Below are 18,009 nucleotides of genomic sequence, written 5' to 3' on the forward strand. Positions count from 1 at the left end.
GGCTCGTCGATAGCAACTCTGCGCGGGACTGGCCAAGCCTTAGCCGCGGGCCATATCTACGAACCGGCTCAGGTGCAGCTGGTGCGCGACGGTGATGGTGGCGGTCGGGCCATTTCGGTGTTTACCGACGATCAAGTCGGCTTCGCCGCCGCGGGGGTCGTCGCGTTCGATGGCGTCCGGGCGGTGCAACAGGATGACCATGTCGGCGTCCTGTTCCAGTGATCCGGATTCACGCAAGTCGGACACCATGGGGCGCTTGTCGGTTCGTTGTTCGGGACCACGGTTCAGCTGGCTGATCGCGATCACCGGAACCTCGAGTTCCTTCGCAAGCAGCTTCAGGTGTCGCGAGAATTCCGAGACTTCTTGCTGGCGGGATTCGACCTTTTTACCTGAGCTCATCAGCTGGAGGTAGTCCACCACAACGAGTTTCAGGTCATGCCGCTGCTTCAGGCGCCGCGCCTTCGCCCGAATCTCCATCATGGTGAGGTTCGGCGAGTCGTCGACGAACAGTGGCGCTTCACTGATCTCGCTCATCCGGCGGGCCAGCTTGGTCCAGTCATCGTCGCTCATCCGCCCCGACCGCATATCCCCGAGCTTGATCTTCGCCTCGGCGGAAAGCAGACGCATGACGATTTCCGTACGACTCATCTCCAGCGAGAAAATAACGCTGGCCAGCCCATGCTTGATCGAGCAACTGCGCATGAAATCCATACCCAGGGTCGATTTGCCAACGCCAGGCCGGGCCGCGACGATGATCATTTGGCCGGGGTGGAGGCCGTTGGTGAGTTCGTCTAGTTCGGTGAAGCCGGTGGGGACGCCGAGGGAGATGCCGCCGCGGCTGGCGATGGAGTCGATTTCGTCCATCGTCGGCTGGAGGAGTTCCTCTAGCGGGAGGAAGTCTTCGGTGGTGCGGCGTTCGGTGACCTCGTAGACCTCGGCTTGGGCGCGGTCGACGACCTCGGCGATGTCCTGGCCGTCGGCGCCCGCGTAGCCGTATTGGACGATGCGGGTGCCCGCTTCGACGAGGCGGCGCAGGATGGCTTTTTCGGCGACGATCTCGGCGTAGAAGCTGGCGTTGGCCGCGGTGGGCACGGTCTGGGTGAGCGTGACGAGGTAGGGCGGTCCGCCGATGCGCTTGAGTTCGCCGCGACGGTCCAGGCCTGCCGAGACGGTCACCGGGTCGGCGGGTTCGCCGCGACCGTAGAGGTCGAGGATGGTGTCGTAGATGAGCTGGTGGGCGGGGCGGTAGAAGTCGCCGGGCCGCATCACCTCGATGACGTCGGCGATCGCGTCCTTGCTCAGCAGCATGCCGCCGAGTACGGACTGCTCGGCCGCCATGTCGTGCGGTGGCTGGCGCCCGAAGTCCTCGCCGGGGGGCTCGGGCGGATAGTTCGCATGCCCTCGGTCATCGACGACTGCCATGAGACTCGACCGTCCTCTCTACACCTACCGGGCTCACCCTATTGATGACTGGTCTCACTCTCGGGCTCCGACACGTCTGCCGCAGGGCAGTGGCTGTCACCCGCGCGATGGTTGGTGCCACCTGCGAGTTCCAGCTACCGTTGCGATACCGATGGATCCGGACGTTCGGGGCCGTTCGTTTCACGACGTAGCGACGAACCTAGGCGACCCGAGGGCGGTCAACAAACCGTACTGTGCACACACCTGTGGATAAGTTGGGGACTGTTCACCTAACTGTGTGCACCCCCTGTGTACAACTTGGGGAAAACCCAGGTCACGCCGCGAATACCCGCAGATAGGTATCGATTTCGCGAGATATCCAGGTGTGGATGAATAAAGTCGGGCGTGTCGGACAAGTTGAACAGCCGGGCGTGTTGAGTTAACGGCACGGGTAACTGCTATGAGCTGAATCACATTGCCACCGGTCGGTTTCCTGCGTAATCCACAGGCCCGCCTTCGGGAACCCTGATGACCAGCAATGATTTGCCCAGAATGTTCCATCCGGCAGGACTGCACAACGGGCAAACAATTAGTTATCCACAAACGTGGGCAGCGTCGCACAGCCGAAGACCACTCCCGCGCCGAACACGGGAGTGGTCTTCGAAGTGGTGCTATATCAGCTGGCAGCGACCGTGAGGTCGAACTTGGCCACCACGTCCGGGTGCAGGTGCACCACGACGCCGTGCTTGCCGGTCGACTTGATGTGCGACTTCGGCAGCTCGATGCTGCGCCGGTCGACCACGGGCCCGCCGGCCGACTTGATGGCCGAGGCGACGTCGGCCTGGGTCACCGAGCCGAACAGCTTGCCGGTGCCCGCCGTCTTCACCGAAAGCGCGACCGCGTCGAGGTTCTCGATGGCCTGCTTCAGTTCGTTGGCGTGATCCAGGTCGCGCACCTTGCGCGCGTCCTGCGCCCGGCGGATGCCCGCGACCTGCTTCTCGGCCCCACGGCTGGCAACGATCGCCAATCCGCGCGGCAGCAGGAAATTACGGCCGTAGCCGTCCTTGACCTCGACGGTGTCGCCGGGCGCACCGAGGTTGTCCACGTCTGCAGTCAGAATCAACTTCATTTGCGTGTCTCCCTTACTCAGCGAGCCGTCGACACGTAAGGAAGCAGGGCCACCTCACGCGAGTTCTTGACGGCAACCGCGATGTCACGCTGGTGCTGCACGCAGTTGCCGGTGACGCGGCGGGCGCGGATCTTGCCGCGATCGCTGACGTACTTACGCAGCAGTGCCGTGTCCTTGTAATCGATGTTGACGATTCCGGACTTGGCTTCCTTGCAGAATGCGCAGGCCTTCTTCTTGAGCACCTTTTCGCGCGCTGGCGCTTTAGGCATGGTCTTTTACTCCGTAATCAGTGATGGTCCACGCGAGGCGGACCTATGAATTGCCGTTATCAGAACGGCGGTTCGTCATCTACGCGGCCGCCGCCCCCGAAGGAGCCTGCCGCGGGCGCACTGCCCCAAGGGTCGTCCTCGGCACCGCCGGAACGCCCGCCGCCACCGCCGGAGCCGGCCGGGGCGTTGCCGCCGCCGGAGCCACCGCTGCCGCCGGATCCGAAGCCGCCACCGCCGCCACCGCCACCGCGACTGGTCTTGTTGACCTTCGCGGTGGCGTACTTCAACGAGGGGCCGACCTCATCGACCTCGAGCTCGACGACCGTGCGCTTCTCACCCTGAGCGGTCTCGTAGGAGCGCTGCTTCAGCCGCCCACTCACGATGACTCGGGAACCCCGGGTCAGGCTTTCGGCGACATTTTCCGCAGCTTCGCGCCAGATATTGCAGCGCAGGAAAAGCGCTTCGCCGTCTTTCCATTCGTTCGAATTACGGTCGAACATGCGGGGTGTCGATGCGACGGTGAAATTAGCCACCGCCGCTCCCGCGGGCGTGAATCGAAGCTCCGGGTCGGCCGTCAAGTTTCCGATGACGGTGATGACCGTGTCGCCTGCCATGTGGTTCCTCCTGCTCGGGGTGCGGCCTCGCGCATTCGCGTCTCGCAAGCGCTCGAAGCAGTCCGCGTCTCGCTAGTTGCGTAGAGCCTAGAGATAGACACCGACGCAATCGAGAGTCGCGGGACTACTTGTCGTGGCGCAGAACCTTGGTACGCAGCACCGACTCGTTCAGGCCGAGCTGGCGGTCGAGTTCGCTCACGGTCGCGGGCTCTGCGGTCAGATCGACCACCGCGTAGATGCCCTCGGCCTGCTTGGCGATCTCGTAGGCAAGCCTGCGGCGGCCCCAGATATCGACCTTGTCGACCTTGCCGCCTTCGGTACGAACCACGGTGAGCATCGTCTCGAGAGACGGGGCTACGGTGCGCTCGTCCAGACTGGGATCGAGGATAACCATCACTTCGTAATGACGCACGGACCAATCACCTCCTGTGGACTAGGAAACGGCCACGGGCTCTCCGTGGCAGGAGGGTCGTTGCGTCAGCAACCCGATTAGGCTACATGAACCGCCCCTGACCACCGAAACTCCCCCGCCTCTCCGCGACTTTTGCCGGTCGTTGAGTGCGTAGATCGTGCCGTCGCGGGCTGACTGTCGTCCTGTGGGTCGAGCTTTGGGCGTACCCGACGAGTTACCCAGGTGCTCACGAGATCAGCTGTTGCGACCGTATCCGCGGGGGCGCGCGACATTTGATCCGCGGGGGATGGGGGCAAGGTTCGGTCAGGCGACTTAGGGTGGTCCACATGCCGAGCGGACTCGCCACCAGCGACCTGAGCGCGCGTCGCGTCGGGCGTCGGACGGCGCTGGCGGCGGTGATGCTCGTGCTGTGCGGGCTCACGCTCGTGCTCGGGTACGCGAACAAGGCGCGGTGTGCGGGTGGGCCGTTCACCGCGGACGGGCGCAGCACGGTATTCGATGTCGCCAAGGATTCGGATGTCTGTTACTCCGATATTCAGTTCCTCTGGCTGGGGCGCGACATCAACGAGCACGTCTTCCCGTACGTCCAGGGCGGCATTACCGACGATGGCACGCTGGTCGGCGGCGCGGTCGAATATCCGGTGCTCAGCGGCACTTTGATGTGGCTCGGCGCGCTCGGCGCGCACAACGACGCCGACTTCCTGCGGCACTCGGCGCTGCTGCTCGCGCCGTTCGCGCTGCTGACCGCCTGGATGCTGGCCCGGCTCGCGGGCCGCGCGGCGCTGCTGTGGGCGGCGGGGCCACCGCTGGTGCTCTATGCCTTCCACAATTGGGAACTTCCGGTGGTGTGCACGGCGGTCGCCGCGGTGTATGTGGTCGCCACCTTGACCCGATATTCGTTGCGTACCAGGGGAATTCTGGCCGCGATCCTGCTCGGTCTCGGATTCTGCCTCAAGCTTTATCCAGGGATTTTCGTGCTGCCGTTGCTGGCGTACGTGCTCACCGGCGGTGTCGAACGCGATCCCGGCGAACGGCGCCTTGACGTGCGCGGCGCGCTCATGACGGCGGGCGCTGCCATCGCCACCGTGGTCGCGGTGAACCTGCCGTTCGCGCTGACCGGCTACGAGGGCTGGCGCGCGTCGATCACCTTCCAGCAGTTGCGACAGGCCGACATAACCACGAATTCCATTTGGTACTGGGGACTTCGGCAGCTGTTCGGCACGGACACGCAGAGCGAAGCGCTGTTCCAGCAGGTGGTGTCGGTCGCCTCGCCGACGCTGATCCTGGCCGCGTTCACGCTGGCCATGTGGCTCGGCTGGAAGCGATACCTGGCGTCGGGCGTGTTCCCGTGGGTCGGGGTGAGCGGCGCGATGCTGTGTGGATTCCTGTTGTTCCACAAGGTGCATTCGCCGCAGTACACGCTGTGGCTGGTGCCGTTCCTGGTGCTGCTCCAGGTGCCGTGGACGGCGATCGGTGCGTACTTCGTCGCCGACGCGGCCCTCGGGATCGGGGTGTTCCGATACTTCTACGCGCTCGGCACCGGTCGCCCCGCGGAGCAGATGGAGAAGCTCGTCCAGTTCGGGGTGTGGGGCCGGGCGGTGCTGTTGGTCGCGTTGTTCTTCCTGTTCCTGCGGGCAAGGCCGCGTGGGTTTCGGCCGGTGCCGCCCCCGGTGCCCCGGTTCGCGCCGGGTGAGTTGATCCCGGTCGGCTAGTCCGGCGGATTCCACCCGCGGTTCCACCCTCGGGTGGTGCCGGATATTCGGCGATTCCCTGAGTGTTATGGGCATGACCTCGAACAACTTACTCACCGCGGTGCTGATGATCGCGATACTCGGCTGGATCATCTACCGCCAGAACCAGTGGCGCCCATTCGATCCGGCCCGGATGTGGCGCGGGCCGCTGGTCCTCGGCATCGTCGGCGTGGTGGTGCTCGCGTCCGCGGACAACGCCCCCGCGGTGCACACCGTGGATATCGTGGTGCTGGTCTTCGAGGCGGTGCTCGGGCTGGCGGTCGGCGCGCTGATGGGTGTGCTGTCGAAGTTCGTCAGGCAGGACGGGCAACTGTTGGTCCGCACCGGCGCGTTCGCCTCGGCGCTGTGGGTGGCGTTGATCGCGGTGCGCATCGGCATCGACGTGGTCGCGGTGGATATCGGTGCGAAGGCAGTGCTGTCGGTCGGCGCGATCATCGTGCTGCTCGCGGTCAGCCGGCTCGGCCGGATGCTGGTCATCTCGGCGCGGGCGGAACGGCTGACCGGCTCGCGGCCGATGGTTCGGGCACACTGAGTCGATGCCGCCCGGCATCGCACCGACGGCCCCGAACAGGCTATTGCGCCTGACGGGGCTCATCGCCATGGTCGCACTGCTCCGCGACGACCAACTCGGGCAGGTGGGGATGCCGATCCTGATCCTGGCCGGTCTGGCCGGGCTCGGATTGCTGTTCTGGGCGGTGGGCCCGATGGGACGGCCGTGGCTCAGCAGGCTCGCGCTCGTGGTGATGGCGGTCGGTGGCGGCCTGACGGTCGCCCAGGTGGGCGCCTCGATGCTCCCGCTGCTCGTCGCCGCGTTCGCCGGATTCGCGGTGGTGCAGCACTCGACCACGCTCGGGGCGTTGATCGTCGGTATCGAGGTGATCGCGGTGGGTGTGTCGTCGGTGGCCGCGCACCGGACGCCGAGCGCCTACCTCGGGCTGCTGGCCGGGGTGCTGTTGGTGGCGCTGCTCGGGTTGAGCCGCAGGCAGTTTCGGGTGACCGCCGAGCAGAATCGGCTACTGGTGGAGCAGAGCAGGGAGATTCGTGCGGAGCGAGACCGCGCCGCCGCGCTTGCCGAACGCGGGCGGATCGCTCGCGAGGTGCACGACGTGCTCGCGCACACGCTGGGTGGGCTGGTGCTGCAACTCGACGCCGCCGACGCGCTGCTGGAGGCGGGTGAGACGGAACGGGCCGCCGATAAGATCCGAGCTTCGCGGGAGCTTGCGGCGTCCGGGCTCGACGATACTCGGCAGGTGGTCGGTGCGCTGCGGGCCGAAAGTATAGATCTACCAATCGAATTCGACCAACTGGTCACCGAGCATCGGGATGCGGGGGGTCGGGTGCACGCACGGTTGGACGGCGACACCCAGCACCTCGGCGAGCAGGTGAGTGTGGCATTGCTGCGCGGGGCGCAGGAGTCGCTGACCAATGCCCGCAAGCACGCGCCGGGCGCCGAGGTCGAGTTGCGGCTGCGGGTCGGCGCGGAACAGGTCGAGCTGGTTGCGTCGAATCCGCTGGCCGGTCGGCTCGGATTATTGTCGGCGTCGGGGATAGGCGCCGGCCTGCTCGGTATGCGCGAGCGGATCGGCGCGCTGGGCGGCACGGTGCAGGCTGGAAAGGTGGGTGACCGGTGGACAGTGCGAATGACGGTGCCGCGCAGGTGATCACGGTGGTCGTCGCCGATGATCAGACCATCGTGCGGGAGGGCCTGACCACGGTGCTCTCCCTGCTGCCGGATATCGAGGTGGTCGGCGAGGCCCGCGACGGGGCCGAAGCGGTCGAGTTGGTGCACCGGCTCGCGCCCGATGTCGTGCTGATGGATTTGCGGATGCCGGTCCTCGACGGCGTCGCCGCCACCGCCGCGATCGCCGCGGCACAGTCCGGCACCGCGGTTCTGGTGCTGACCACCTACGCCGATGACGAATCGATCGCGGGCGCGTTGCGTGCCGGTGCGCGTGGTTATTTGACCAAGGACGCGGGCCGTCGCGAGATCGCCACGGCCATCCGCTCGGTCGCGGGCGGGCAAACCACCTTCGCCGCCGAGGTCGGTCAGCGTCTCGTCGCCTCGCTGTCGTCGGCCGTGTCCGCACCGTCGACTGCTGCCGACGGTGCCGAATTAGGGCTCAGTGCAAGGGAACTCGACGTGCTGAGGTTGATTGCCAAGGGACAGAACAACTCCGAGATCGCCAAGGAACTGTTCATCGGCGTCAGCACCGTCAAAAGTCATATCAACTCGTTGTTCGCGAAACTCCATGTCCGCGATCGCCCGCATGCGATCGCTCGCGCCCACCAGCTCGGGTTGAGCTAGCCCGGCTTGCGTTGCGAGGTGCGTCACTACCTGCCTCGACGCACAGCGGGGCGACTGGTTGCCCGGAGATTGCCATCGGCCCAGCTCGGACGTAGGTCCAGTCCCTGTCGCCCGCTACGGCTCGCGGCGAAAGGCACACCTCCGCGCAGGATTCGTCCGCGCTGACGGACGCCGGTCCGTTTACGCTGGTCGGGCTAGGCGACGTGACGAGGCAGTGGAGAGCAGATGGATCAGGCGGACGCGGGCGCCCTCTCGCCCGCCGTGCTGCGATTGACGCTGCTCAACGGTGTCGAAGCGGATCTGGCCGGCGAGGTCCTCCCGCTCGGCCCGCCGCAGCGGCGCGCGGTGCTGTGTGTGCTGGCGTTCCGGCGGCGGCAATGGGTGTCGGCGGCGAGCCTGCTTGCCGCGTTGTACGACGGGGAACCGCCGGCCAGCGGTGTCGGCGTGATCCAGACCTACGTGTCAGCCCTGCGCCGGGCGCTCGAGCCGGACCGCAAGCCACGGACGCCGCCGACCGTGCTGCTTTCCGGACACGGCGGATATCAGCTGCGGATCGATGACGAGCAGACCGATCTCGGCGTATTCGACCGGTTGGTCGGCGAGGCGAGCCGGGCGCGCGACGCGGGTGATCGATCGCTGGCCGAGAGCCGATACGCACAGGCACTTGCCCTGTATTCGGGTGAACCCCTGGCCGGATTGCCCGGCCCCTTCGCGCAACGGCAACGGACGGCACTGGCCGAGCGGCGGCTGGCCGTCGTCGAAGACAGCCTCGATGTCGCTGTCGCACTTGGCCGTTCCGACGAGGTGATCGACCGCCTGCGCTTGCTCACCGCGGAACATCCACTGCGCGAACGTCCCCGCGCTGTGTTGATGCGCGCGTTGTATTCCCGTGGGCGCCAGTCCGAAGCGCTGGATGTCTACCGCGAGACCCGAAGCCTGCTGGTAGATCGGTTGGGTGTGGAGCCGGGCGAAGAGCTCCGCGCGCTACACCAGCGGATCCTGGCGGGTGAAAGTGTGGTCGGGCGAACTTCTTATCGTTTCAGAACAGAAGGGCCGCAAAGCATTTCGCCCAAGCTGCCCTTCTCTGGGTCCGTAATCGGACTAACCGGGTCAGGAGTCCTGACAGTCGGGTCCGCGGTGCGCGCGACCCCGAACCCGGCGGTCGAAGTGCCAGCGCCGGTAGCCGGTGCGGCCGCCGCGAACTCGGCCGATGGCCCACCGCCCGGTGCAGTGCGCCAGACAGCAGTCGAACACCGCCTCGGCATGGTGGCGGCGTTGTGGCCGACGCCTGGTCCGAAGCCGGATTCCGCGGCGCCGGTGGTATTTGAGCGGGACCAGGAGCTGGCCAGGATCGCGGCCTGGACCGAGCGCGCCGCCGCGGGTAGCGGTGGGCTAGTGGTGATCTCGGGCCGGCCCGGCTTCGGTAAGACGCAGTTGCTCGACGAGGTGGCGCGCCGAGTGCCCGGTGCCAGGCGGGTCGACCTGCTGCCGCCGGACGATGGTGCGTCACCGCTGGGCTTGGTCACCGAACTGGCCGGTTCCGCGATCTCGGCGCAGGACACGGATGCGCGGATCGCAGAAGTGTTGTCCGCCGAGCTCATTCGGGACGCGACGATGAGGCCGCTGGTCGTACTGGTAGACGGCGCGGAACACCTGGACGAGCGGTCCACGCGGGTACTGACCGCCATGGCCCCGCGCCTGCGCCGGACGCCCGTGCTGTTCGTCGTGGCGATGGACGAACGCCCTTGGGAGGCCGCAATTCTCGACCTGCACGCACGGCTCGAGCCGACCGCCGTCGCGGTACTGCGGCCGAGCGGGCTCAGTGTGGCCGCGATCGAGGGACTGTACGAACGGCGCACCGGGACGATGTGCCCGCCCGGACTTGCCGCGGATATTCAACAGGCGACGGCCGATATTCCGCTGCTGGCCGGCGCGTTGATCACCGACCTCGCCGCACTCCGCGACCGCGGCCGCCTTCCGGAATTCCTTCCGGAGGGCTGCTATTCGCGTTCGATCAGCCGATTGCTCAGCCGGTACGCGCCGAGCGGGGTCACCATGCTGCGCGCGCTCGCCGTGCTGCACGACCTCGCGCCGACCGTCGAGGTGCTCGCCGCGGCCTGCGCAGAACCGGTGGACGTGGTGCGCCATCGTTGCGAGTTACTCGCCGCCACCGGCATTCTGGTTTCGGCGACACCGCCCGTCTTCCGACATCCGTTGATCGGCAACACCATTCGCTGGCTCGGTGGCCGCGCCGGCACGGACCGGATCCGGATCGCCGCCGCCGAACAGGCGCGCAGCGCCGGATACTCGGCCAGGCAGGTCGCGGCCTACCTGGGTGACCTGGTCGGGGTGCAGTACTCGGGCTGGACGGTGGTGCTGCTGGATGCGGCCGAGGAATGCCTGCGTCACGGCTTGATCGCCGAGGCCGTACGGCAGTTGGCGGCGGCTTTGCGGATCACCACGCCGCAAGGCCGCGACGACATCCTCGTTCGCCTGGGCCAGCTCGAACTGTGGACAAATCCGGCCGCGGCCCGCGCGCACCTGGCGGAAGCGCTGCACAGCCAGCGTGACCGCCGCGTCGCACCGACCGCCCTCATCCCGCTGGCGTGGACCATGTCGACGCGGTCGCAGGCCGGTGCGGCGATGGCACTGGTCGGTGCGGTGCTGGCCGAGGCCGAAGCGCGAGACCCGCAGGCGGGCATGAACATTCGGGCCGCGTCCTGGGCGGTGGCTGGGCTCACCTCGGCGACCTGGCGCGACTTCGTCGGCGGACTGCGCGCCACGGGATCGACCGATCAGATCACCACGGCTGTGCTCACCTGGGACGACGCGTTCGGCGTGCAGCGCACCGCGCGCGACACGCTCGCCCGTTTTCCCGCCGAACCGGATCCGGCCCGCGGCTGGGATGTGTTGCCGCAGCAGCTGATCGGATTGCTCGCGCACCTGTCCATGTGGGCAGGCGACCTCGCGCTGGCCAGACAGCTCAGCGAACAACGCAACGATCAGCACTTCGGCACCATCGACGTCTACCGACTAATCCTGCGCTCGGAGGTGCTGCTGCGCTGCGGCGACTACCGGCGAGCGTTGCGCGAGGTGGCACCGACCGTCGGCACACTGGGCGACGAGTCCATCCGGCCGCCGCTCGCGCTGGTCGCTCAGTACGCGCACGCCCTGCTCGGACTCGGCCGCCGGACCGAGGCCGAGCAGTGGCTCGACAGCGTGACCGAGCACGCCAACCCCGAAACTTGGGAGTGGACCGTGGTCATTCATGTCAAAGGCATGGCCTGCGCCGCCCGTGGCGATTCCCGTCAGGCCATCGCCCACTTCATGGACTGTGGCCGCCGCGTCGGCGCGGTGGGCATCCGCAACCCGGCCCACATCCCGTGGCGCAGCTCCGCGGCCATCGAGCTCGTGCGCCTCGGCGAGCGAGAACAGGCCCATGAACTCGCCGCGACGGAACTCGAACTGGCCCGGCGGTGGGATACCCCCGGCACCATCGGAAGAGCTTTGCGTGCAATGGCTTTGGCCGCGCCCGGCGGCATAGACGCGGACCTAATCGACCAAGCCGTCGGCCTGCTGCGCCGCTACGACTCGCCGGTCGAACTGATCCCGGCCCTGCTGGAACTGGCTGTGGTCTGCCACGACGACGGTGACCTCGAGCGGGCAGGCGCACTGCGCTGGGAAGCCCGCTCGCTCGCCGAAACTATCGGCGCGACAAGGTACCTCGACCTGCTCGGCGCGACGGCGTCGGCCGGCGGCGTGTCCACCGGCTGACGGCAGCGTCACTGACCGGCGGCCCGCGCGATGAGATCGGCGATCGCGTCCGGCTCGGTGATCATCGACGCGTGCCCGGTGGCCAGCGACACGATGTGGTCCTCGGTCGCCACCTGGTAGGCCATCTTGGTCTCCAGGTCCGGCGGGATCATCGCGTCCAACTCGGAGATCTGGTACCAGGTGTTGTCGCGCAGCTGTTCCCAGGCGGGTGTCGCCGGGCCCGAACCAGTAAGGGAGAGTACCGAAGTCGGCTTCTGGGTGGCGGCGAGCAGCGCGGCCTCGCGCGGGTCGGCGTCGGCGGCGAAGTCGGCGTGGTAGCGGTCGCGGGCGATGATCAGATCCGGGATGTCGTCGGCGCCGACGTTCACCAGATCCGCGCCGCTCGGCAGGCCCGGCCCGAATTCCTGGTTGATCTGGAAGGCGGACTGACCGGCGGCGGGGGCGTACGCGGCGACGAACACCAGCCCGGTGACGTCGTCCCGGCCGGAACCCGCCTGGCTGATCACCGCGCCACCATAGGAGTGGCCGACCAGGATCGTCGGTCCGGTCAGCGCGTCCAGGTCGCGGGTGACGACGGCGACGTCCTCGGCGAAGCCGCGCAACGGCAGCTGACTGGCCACCACGGTGTCGAAGCCGCGGTCGAGCAGCCGCTCGATCACCTTGTTCCAGCTGGACCCGTCGGCCCAGGCGCCGTGCACGAGCAGCACATTCGGGGTGGTGGTCATCGTTCCTCCAGTTCGTGTCGGATCGCCGGAACCGGCGGGCGATCGATCACCCACAGCATCGGGAGCCGACTGAACGTGGCCTGAATGTCCACCGAACGCGCTGTTCAGCGGCCTATTCGGCGTGCCTCGCGCGGAACGCGGCGCTCTTGACCCGGTTGCCGCAGATGGTCATGTCGCACCAGCGGCGGGTGCCGCCGCGCGAGGCGTCGACGTAGAGGCGGGTGCATTCGAGGCGGCCGCATTCTTTGATCGAGGCCGAACTGCCGAGCAGCTCGACGGCGGAGCGGGCGATCGCGGTGAGCGCCGCGTCGGGGGTGCCCGAGCGGGCCACGGTGCCGTTGAGCCGCAGGCTGATTGCCGGGAGTTCACCCTTGGCGCAGTCGTTGACCATCCGGCGGTCGGCCTCGGCGAGCGATTTGCCATGGGACACGGCTACCGCCATCCGGTACGCGGCCTCACGCAAGCGCACGGCGCGGTCGAGGGCCGCCGCGTCGCAATCGGGTGCGCGGTCGAGCAATTCGGCGGCGACCAGCCAGTCCGCGAGGGCGGCGGGCGAGTCGAGGGCGTCATCGAAGGACCCGGTGCGGGCCTTGACCGTGCCCGCGAAATCCAGGGCGAGGTTGCCGCTGACGAAGGTGAACACCTCTTCATAGTAACCACCTTGACAGGTTACGCGGCTACCTGCGACGGTAATAACCACCCAAGGCGGTTAGTTCAGGAGGTCCGTGAAGACTCAGTTCATGTCGGTGGCCGCACAGCCGCTGTTCGTCGTGCTGTGGAGCAGCGCGTTCATCGCCGGGATCATCGGCGTGGGTGCCGCGCCGCCGATGATGGTGTTGTTCGCGCGCTACGCGATCGCGGGCGTCCTGCTCATCGGGTATGCCTTCGCCATGCGCGCGACGTGGCCGCGCGGGCGTCAGTGGCGCCACGTCGCGTTCGCCGGGTTGCTGATGCAGGCAGTGCAGTTCGGCGCGTTCTACACGGCGATGGGCGAACACGTCTCCGGCGCGGTGATCGCGCTGGTGCAGGGCTTGAATCCGGTGGTCATCGCGTTATTCGCCGGGGTGCTCGGCGAGACCGTCACGGCGCGGCAGTGGTTCGGCTTCGGCATCGGTGGGGTCGGCGTCGCGATGGCGGTCATGGACCAGTCGAACTTTTCGCGGATCGGCTTGGTGCTGTGCGTGATCGGGTTGCTCGGCTTGAGCATCGGCACGGTGTATCAGAAGCGATTCGTGCCCGAAGTGGATTCCCGGGCATCGACCGCGGTGCACGTGGTGGTGAGCGCGCCGGTCGCCGGTGTGCTGGCCTGGCTGACCGGTCAGCTGCACGTAACGGATGTGACCAGGTTCGCCGGATCGCTCACCTGGATGGTGCTGGTGAACTCGATGGTCGCGTTCCTGCTGCTGAACTCGATGCTGCGGCGCTGGGACGCCACCAGGGTCGGGCGACTGTTCTTCGCCACCCCCGCGGTGACCGCGCTGCTCGCCTGGGTGCTGATCGATCAGCCGTTGCGGCCGTTGACCATTGCCGGACTCGCGGTGGGCCTGATCGGCCTGGTCTTCGCCTCGCGCAAACCCTCGGTGGTACCCACCGTCGCACCACGTCCAGTCGTCGCGGTGCGCTGAGCTACTTGCGGGCGCTGTGCCAGTTCATGCCCCAGCGGTAGGCCTCGTCGATCTCTTTCTGCGCGCCGTTGATGTAGTGCACTTCCCGATGCACCGTGATGCCGCTGCCCTGGTTCTGCAGCAGCGCGATGGCGCAGGAGCGGGCACCGTCCACCGGGGAGTCGAGACGGACCTCGATCTGCGGGCCCGCGGTCGGGAACAGCGTGACCACACCGTCGGCGGCGGCCCAGTTCGGCACGCCCTCGTAGATGAAGGCGAAGATCAGCACGCGCCGGAACAGTTCGGGCCGAGCGAGATTGATGTGCATGTTCTCGCCGCCGGTCGCGGTGCCGCTGCGGTCGTCGCCGTCCAGCTTGATGTAGGGCTCGGCGTCGAGCGAGCCGAAGTTGTTGCCGATCGCCTGCACCACGCCCTTGGTGCCGTTGGCCAGTTCGTAGAGGCAGCCGAGGTCGAGATCGACCGGCTTGGCCCGGCGGAAGAAACCCTTGGCACCGGTGGACCAGTTCAGGTTGACCCGCATGGTCCCCTGCTGCTCACCCGGTTTGGTGAGGTTGATGCTCGGTGTCGCCTTCGACAGGGTCACCTTCGAGAGGTTGACCCCACCGGCGTTGCTGTCGTTCGCCATCGGCGTGCTCCCCCTCGGGCCGTGTGCATGACACAGATATGGGAGCGGCAGCGGTACTCCTGGGGAGTGGCCGCTGCCGCACGAGTTTTCGGCTTGCTTGCCGAAATCAGCCTACCGGGGTCGGCTCTCGTTCGCTGTCCACTTTTTCGTCGTCTTCGCGCCGGTTGCGAATGACGCTGGTGATGAACGCCGCACCGATGAACGCGACACCGACCAGGCCGGTGATGAGCTCGCTGATGTGCACGCCGATCGAGATGAACAGGATGACGGCCAGCGCGCCGATCGCCCAGTGCGCGCCGTGCTCGAGGTAGACGTACTCCGACAGCGTGCCCTTGCGCACCAGGTACACGGTGATCGAGCGGACGAACATGGCGCCGATCAGGCCGAGGCCGAGGGCGATGATGATCGGGTCGGACGTCACGGCGAACGCGCCGATCACGCCGTCGAAGGAGAACGACGCGTCGAGCACCTCGAGGTAGAGGAACAGGAAGAACCCGGCCTTACCCGTCGCCTTGACCAGCTCGGACGGTCCGCCTTCGGTGTGCTCCTCGGTGTGGAACATCGAGCCGAGTCCGTCGACGACGATGTAGACGACCATGCCGAGCAGGCCGGAGATGAGGACGGTGGCGCGCTTGTCGTCGGCCGCGATCAGTTCCGCGGTGAGCACCAGGCCGATCGAGGCGACGACCACCGAGAGCATGTCGAGCTTGCCCAGCTTGCCGAGCGGGCGCTCCAGCCAGGACAACCAGGTGATGTCGCGCTCCTCGAAGATGAAGTTGAGGAACAGCAGCAGCAGGAACATGCCGCCGAACGCGGCGATCTGCGGATGCGCGTCGGTGAGCAGCGTCTCGTAGCTGGGGTCGCCGTTGGCGAAGTGCGCGGCGCCGTCGGCGGGCGGGTTGAGTGCCAGATCGAAGGCGCGCACCGGGTTCAGCCCCGCGGTGACCCAGACGATCGCCAGCGGGAACACCAGGCGCATACCGAACACGGCGATCAGCACGCCGACGGTGAGGAAGATGCGCTGCCAGAACGCGCTCATCCGCTCGAGCACGGTCGCGTTGATGACGGCATTGTCGAAGGACAACGACACTTCGAGGATGCCGAGGATCGCGGCCAGCGCCAGCGCGGTCGGTCCTCCGTAGAGCAGCGCGGCGGCGAGCGACAGCACCGTCACGATGATTGACATGCCGAAAATACGCAGGACCACGCGGGGGACCTTTCGTTTGCGTCGGCCGGACGTGAATCCGTCCGAACGCTAGTTTGATGAAACCGATCTGACGCCGCTCTTACCAGCGTGGCCGCTGGACCGCTGGATGTCCAACGGTGTCGCGCCGCCGCGGCGGCGGGCGTTCCGGGGTCGTCCGGGGCTGCCCGGGCGCATGACGAGGGGGCCCGTTGCCGGGCCCCCTTCGAACCTCGAAGTGTTCCTTAGACGTTCACGCCGTAGTCGCGGGCGATCCCGGCCAGTCCGGAGGCGTAGCCCTGGCCGATCGCGCGGAACTTCCACTCGGCCCCGTTGCGGTACAGCTCGCCGAACACCATGGCGGTTTCGGTCGAGGCGTCCTCGGTGAGGTCGTAGCGGGCGAGCTCGTTGTTGTTGCTGCGGTCGACAACGCGGATGTAGGCGTTGCGCACCTGACCGAACGACTGCTGCCTGGTCTCGGCGTCGTAGATGGAGACCGGGAAGAAGATGCTCTCGATGGTCGGCGGGGTGTTGGCCAGGTCGACGTTGATGACCTCGTCGTCGCCCTCGCCCTCGCCGGTGGTGTTGTCACCCGCGTGCTCGATGGCGCCGTCCGGCGACTTCAGGTTGTTGAAGAACACGAAGTGCTGGTCCGACAGCACCTTCTTGTCCGCGCCGGTCGCAATCGCGCTGGCGTCCAGGTCGAAGTCGGTACCGGTGGTGGTCCGCACATCCCACCCTAGGCCGACGGCGACGGCGGTCAGGTTAGGCGCCGCCTTGGTCAGCGAGACATTGCCGCCCTTGGACAAACTGACACCCATGCGGGATTCCCTTTCAATAGTCCGTCATTGGTTCCCAGCATGTCCGAATCGCCGGGTACGCCTTACGACAGTAGTAGGTTTCCGCGAACTTGCGTAGGAACCCGCAGAACCCCCGGTGAACACCGGAGATCTCTAAGATCGGGGCGTGGTAGGTCGCAGGCGTGGATGGTTCCGGTCCGCCGGGAACAACGAATGGGTCGTGGCGGCGCGACAGTCGCTGGCCTCGGCGTTCCTCGATATGGACCAGCGTCAGAGCGCGGCCGAGGCGGCGGTGCACGCGGCCGAGCAGGTGTTCCCGGACCGCCGGATGGCGGTGGCCTGGGAGCCGGTGCGGAGTCGTTGCTACGACGCTGCCGGTGCGTATGTGACGCTGACCGAGCAGCTCGAGCAGGTCGAACGGGACGCAACCCCGCTGCCGCAGGGGCCGCAGCAGGCGGAAGCGGTGACCAGGCAGTTGACCGACGCGGCCCGCGCGGTCGACGAGTTCTATCGCGGCAATCAGGGCCAGCTGGAGAACGCGGTCGCGGTGCTCGGCACCGTGCCGCAACTGGCCGAGCAGGTGAAGATCGCGGCGGCGGGGGTGCGTCGGCAGGCGGCCGAGTCCGAGTACGCGAACTACCCCTCGGTGCGCGAACACGCCGCGGCCGTGGATGAGGCTCTCATCACATTGGCGGCGGCGGGTTCGGGCGCGTCGGCGGCGGTGGTCCGGGAGGGCGCGAACCGGCTGGAGGCGGCCGGCAAAAGGCTGGCGGATGCGTTGGCGCAGGCTCCATCTCGGGCCGCCGTCGCGAAGACCGCGATCTCCTCGGTGAGCACCAGGCTGGCCGCGGCGCGGACCAGGGCCGAGGGGCTGGCCCCGGCCTACTCGGGGTTGCTGCGCGAATTCAACGCTGCGAGTTCCGCGGATTTAGCTGACAATGAGCGGGAAAGTCAGCGAGCCATCGACGCCGCGGCTGCGGCCCTCGGCCGCGCGCGTGCGGCAGCGGCGGAGAACAACCCGGAGATTGCACTTGATCTGACCACATCCGCTCGCGGGTATCTCACGGAGGCCGAGCACCAGGTCGACGCCGTCACCAAGCGGCTCGCTACGTTGCGTGAAGTCCGGTCCGACCCGCAAGAAAAAGCCAAGGCCGTACGATTTCGGCTGCGGGACGCCCAAATGCTCGCGGTGAGTCGCGGGCTCGTCACCGAATGGGGCTCTGTGCTGGACGCGCAGGCCGCTCGGATCGATCGAATCAGCGAAACGCTGACGGGGCGGCATCCCGACTACTGGGCCTATGTGGCCGAGCTGGATACCATTACCGACTTCATCGCCGGGGTGGTGGATCGCATGAGAAAACAAGCAGGACCACGACGAGAATGAGGGTGGGATAAC

The 18,009-nt window shown here is 67.1% G+C and carries 17 protein-coding genes; 7 read left to right on the plus strand and 10 right to left on the minus strand.

The features are described from left to right. Positions 1–39 precede the first annotated feature (39 nt). From dnaB to rpsF, 5 genes are all read right to left on the minus strand, one after another. Positions 40–1,422, minus strand: coding sequence for a replicative DNA helicase (gene dnaB / locus ACIBCN_RS29975; RefSeq protein WP_396995052.1), 1,383 nt, complete (start codon positions 1,420–1,422; stop codon positions 40–42). 655 nt (positions 1,423–2,077) lie between these two features. Continuing rightward, positions 2,078–2,530, minus strand: a complete 453-nt coding sequence (rplI, locus tag ACIBCN_RS29980; RefSeq protein ID WP_396995053.1) for a 50S ribosomal protein L9 — start codon at positions 2,528–2,530, stop codon at positions 2,078–2,080. Between the two features lie 17 nt (positions 2,531–2,547). Further along, positions 2,548–2,799, minus strand: coding sequence for a 30S ribosomal protein S18 (gene rpsR, locus ACIBCN_RS29985; RefSeq protein ID WP_014989074.1), 252 nt, complete (start codon positions 2,797–2,799; stop codon positions 2,548–2,550). 59 nt (positions 2,800–2,858) lie between these two features. After that, entirely contained in the window at positions 2,859–3,413 is a 555-nt protein-coding gene (locus ACIBCN_RS29990; RefSeq protein ID WP_396995054.1) for a single-stranded DNA-binding protein, read from the minus strand. 124 nt (positions 3,414–3,537) lie between these two features. Continuing rightward, positions 3,538–3,825: a 30S ribosomal protein S6 gene (gene rpsF / locus ACIBCN_RS29995; protein ID WP_150400327.1), complete on the minus strand. Its 288-nt coding sequence runs from the start codon at positions 3,823–3,825 to the stop codon at positions 3,538–3,540. Positions 3,826–4,151: 326 nt separating this feature from the next. Between rpsF and ACIBCN_RS30000 the strand changes: the two genes are divergently transcribed. The 5 genes from ACIBCN_RS30000 (at position 4,152) to ACIBCN_RS30020 (ending at position 11,655) form a co-directional block, all read left to right on the plus strand. Beyond that, on the plus strand, positions 4,152–5,537 hold the full coding sequence (locus tag ACIBCN_RS30000) for a glycosyltransferase family 87 protein (protein WP_396995055.1): 1,386 nt from the start codon (positions 4,152–4,154) through the stop codon (positions 5,535–5,537). Positions 5,538–5,610: 73 nt separating this feature from the next. Then, positions 5,611–6,108: a hypothetical protein gene (locus tag ACIBCN_RS30005; protein ID WP_396995056.1), complete on the plus strand. Its 498-nt coding sequence runs from the start codon at positions 5,611–5,613 to the stop codon at positions 6,106–6,108. A gap of 4 nt (positions 6,109–6,112) precedes the next feature. Beyond that, positions 6,113–7,237, plus strand: a complete 1,125-nt coding sequence (locus ACIBCN_RS30010; RefSeq protein ID WP_396995057.1) for a sensor histidine kinase — start codon at positions 6,113–6,115, stop codon at positions 7,235–7,237. Then, positions 7,204–7,881, plus strand: a complete 678-nt coding sequence (locus ACIBCN_RS30015) for a response regulator (protein ID WP_396995058.1) — start codon at positions 7,204–7,206, stop codon at positions 7,879–7,881. The genes ACIBCN_RS30010 and ACIBCN_RS30015 overlap by 34 nt, the downstream gene beginning before the upstream one ends. Positions 7,882–8,106: 225 nt before the next feature. Beyond that, the gene (locus ACIBCN_RS30020) at positions 8,107–11,655 is read left to right on the plus strand and encodes a BTAD domain-containing putative transcriptional regulator (RefSeq protein ID WP_396995059.1); all 3,549 of its coding nucleotides are present in this window, start codon (positions 8,107–8,109) and stop codon (positions 11,653–11,655) included. A gap of 8 nt (positions 11,656–11,663) precedes the next feature. On the opposite strand, the gene ACIBCN_RS30025 is transcribed toward ACIBCN_RS30020, so the two are convergent. Further along, positions 11,664–12,380, minus strand: a complete 717-nt coding sequence (locus ACIBCN_RS30025; RefSeq protein ID WP_396995060.1) for an alpha/beta fold hydrolase — start codon at positions 12,378–12,380, stop codon at positions 11,664–11,666. 112 nt (positions 12,381–12,492) lie between these two features. Then, on the minus strand, positions 12,493–13,023 hold the full coding sequence (locus ACIBCN_RS30030) for a CGNR zinc finger domain-containing protein (protein WP_396995061.1): 531 nt from the start codon (positions 13,021–13,023) through the stop codon (positions 12,493–12,495). An 82-nt stretch (positions 13,024–13,105) separates the two neighbouring features. Between ACIBCN_RS30030 and ACIBCN_RS30035 the strand changes: the two genes are divergently transcribed. After that, positions 13,106–14,005: a DMT family transporter gene (locus ACIBCN_RS30035; RefSeq protein WP_396995062.1), complete on the plus strand. Its 900-nt coding sequence runs from the start codon at positions 13,106–13,108 to the stop codon at positions 14,003–14,005. A gap of 1 nt (position 14,006) precedes the next feature. Here ACIBCN_RS30035 and ACIBCN_RS30040 read toward each other — a convergent pair whose 3' ends face one another. The 3 genes from ACIBCN_RS30040 to ACIBCN_RS30050 all read right to left on the minus strand — a co-directional run bounded on the left by ACIBCN_RS30040 (position 14,007) and on the right by ACIBCN_RS30050 (position 16,634). After that, positions 14,007–14,630, minus strand: a complete 624-nt coding sequence (locus ACIBCN_RS30040) for a Tellurium resistance (protein WP_396995063.1) — start codon at positions 14,628–14,630, stop codon at positions 14,007–14,009. 106 nt (positions 14,631–14,736) lie between these two features. Further along, positions 14,737–15,837: a DUF475 domain-containing protein gene (locus ACIBCN_RS30045; protein WP_396995064.1), complete on the minus strand. Its 1,101-nt coding sequence runs from the start codon at positions 15,835–15,837 to the stop codon at positions 14,737–14,739. Between the two features lie 221 nt (positions 15,838–16,058). Continuing rightward, positions 16,059–16,634 carry a TerD family protein gene (locus ACIBCN_RS30050; protein ID WP_396995065.1) on the minus strand — a complete coding sequence of 192 codons (576 nt, stop codon included), beginning with the start codon at positions 16,632–16,634 and terminating at the stop codon, positions 16,059–16,061. A gap of 145 nt (positions 16,635–16,779) precedes the next feature. On the opposite strand from ACIBCN_RS30050, the gene ACIBCN_RS30055 reads away from it, so the two are divergent. Then, entirely contained in the window at positions 16,780–17,997 is a 1,218-nt protein-coding gene (locus tag ACIBCN_RS30055) for a hypothetical protein (protein ID WP_396995066.1), read from the plus strand. Positions 17,998–18,009 lie beyond the last annotated feature (12 nt).

It is taken from the genome of Nocardia sp. NPDC051052 (assembly GCF_044456045.1).
Lineage (GTDB): Bacteria > Actinomycetota > Actinomycetes > Mycobacteriales > Mycobacteriaceae > Nocardia.

What these genes read in the sequence shown, in the direction of transcription:
- ACIBCN_RS30040 (WP_396995063.1), bottom strand. Translation starts at nt 14,630, where the DNA reads ATGGCGAACGACAGCAACGCCGGTGGGGTCAACCTCTCGAAGGTGACC.
- rpsR (WP_014989074.1), bottom strand. Translation starts at nt 2,799, where the DNA reads ATGCCTAAAGCGCCAGCGCGCGAAAAGGTGCTCAAGAAGAAGGCCTGC.
- ACIBCN_RS29990 (WP_396995054.1), bottom strand. Translation starts at nt 3,413, where the DNA reads ATGGCAGGCGACACGGTCATCACCGTCATCGGAAACTTGACGGCCGAC.
- ACIBCN_RS30050 (WP_396995065.1), bottom strand. Translation starts at nt 16,634, where the DNA reads ATGGGTGTCAGTTTGTCCAAGGGCGGCAATGTCTCGCTGACCAAGGCG.
- dnaB (WP_396995052.1), bottom strand. Translation starts at nt 1,422, where the DNA reads ATGGCAGTCGTCGATGACCGAGGGCATGCGAACTATCCGCCCGAGCCC.
- ACIBCN_RS30010 (WP_396995057.1), top strand. Translation starts at nt 6,113, where the DNA reads ATGCCGCCCGGCATCGCACCGACGGCCCCGAACAGGCTATTGCGCCTG.
- ACIBCN_RS30005 (WP_396995056.1), top strand. Translation starts at nt 5,611, where the DNA reads ATGACCTCGAACAACTTACTCACCGCGGTGCTGATGATCGCGATACTC.
- ACIBCN_RS30000 (WP_396995055.1), top strand. Translation starts at nt 4,152, where the DNA reads ATGCCGAGCGGACTCGCCACCAGCGACCTGAGCGCGCGTCGCGTCGGG.
- ACIBCN_RS30025 (WP_396995060.1), bottom strand. Translation starts at nt 12,380, where the DNA reads ATGACCACCACCCCGAATGTGCTGCTCGTGCACGGCGCCTGGGCCGAC.
- rplI (WP_396995053.1), bottom strand. Translation starts at nt 2,530, where the DNA reads ATGAAGTTGATTCTGACTGCAGACGTGGACAACCTCGGTGCGCCCGGC.
- ACIBCN_RS30020 (WP_396995059.1), top strand. Translation starts at nt 8,107, where the DNA reads ATGGATCAGGCGGACGCGGGCGCCCTCTCGCCCGCCGTGCTGCGATTG.